A 1,051-nucleotide genomic window follows, 5' to 3' on the forward strand; every position below is an offset into this window, starting at 1 on the left:
TGTCACATCCCGGCAGGTAGTATGGTTGTTTCTTGAACAGCTTTGGCTTGAGATTGTGCCAGTCCTTCATCGCCTGCAAGGGCGTCTTGCTTCCCAAGGCTGATTGAGGAAGCTGCTGGTTATAGAGCCAGACATAGCGGTGGAGCGTCGTCTCCAGTTCCTCGCCCGATCGGAAGTGGTGGCTTTGCAGAACCTCCTCGATGCGGCCGTTGAACCGTTCCACCATGCCGTTGGTCGGCGGTGTCAGACGGTGCTCGATGCCGAGGGCCTCACAGAGCGTGTCGAACTCATGCGCGCCCGTTGCGGCGCGCCTGCGCAGGCCGAACAGGCGGTCGGTGAACTCCCTGCCATTATCCGTGAGAATAGTGCGGATGCGCAGCGGGCATGCACGTTCCAGATCCCGCAGAAAGCGTCGGGCGTTGGCTGCAGTTTTCGCATTGAATATGCGGATGAAGACCCAGCGGGTTGCCCGGTCGATCGCCACGAAGAGGTAGCGCCGTGACGTTTCATCCGCCATCTGGGGCAGGTATTTCACGTCGATGTGGATGTAGCCGGGCTCATAGGCTTTGAAGGCGCTGTGTTTCGGCCGGGGGACCTCAGCCTTCAGATCGCGCAGGTTGCCCACGCCATGCCGACGCAGGCAGCGGTCGAGACCCGAGCGTGACGCGTTCGGATTGAGAAACTCCCGCACCACCGCCAGCAGGTCGTCGAGCGAGACCAACAGCGTCTTGCGCAAGGCCACCGCGACGGCTTCCTGCGCAGGCGTCAATGTCGTCTGTAGCCTATGCGGGGTGTGGCTGAGATCGTCGACGCTGTCGCGCTTGCGCCACTTGTAGACGGTCTGTTCCGTGATGCCGAAGCGTTCCGCCAGAACCGGCGCAGGCTCCGTGCTCGCCTGGATGAGGGCCCGTATCCTGGGCGTCGTCGTGGCTTGCTTGTGAAGATGGATCAGCATGATCGTGCTCCGCCCTGGACATCTCTCAGAACCGATCTTGCCATGAACAGGGCAGATCGCCGAGAGCTTATGTGATCATCCGGGATGGGACAGGTA

At 61.2% G+C, this 1,051-nt stretch carries 1 protein-coding gene; it reads right to left on the reverse strand.

Features of this window, described 5'->3' with window-relative positions; translation table 11 throughout:
- A partial coding sequence (locus tag MBELCI_RS18870; protein WP_045320564.1) for an IS481 family transposase occupies positions 1-955 on the reverse strand: 955 nt, incomplete at its 3' end.
- Between the last annotated feature and the right edge of the window lie 96 nt (positions 956-1,051).

Origin of the sequence: Limimaricola cinnabarinus LL-001, assembly GCF_000466965.1 — a bacterium.
In the GTDB taxonomy this organism is placed as follows: domain Bacteria; phylum Pseudomonadota; class Alphaproteobacteria; order Rhodobacterales; family Rhodobacteraceae; genus Limimaricola; species Limimaricola cinnabarinus.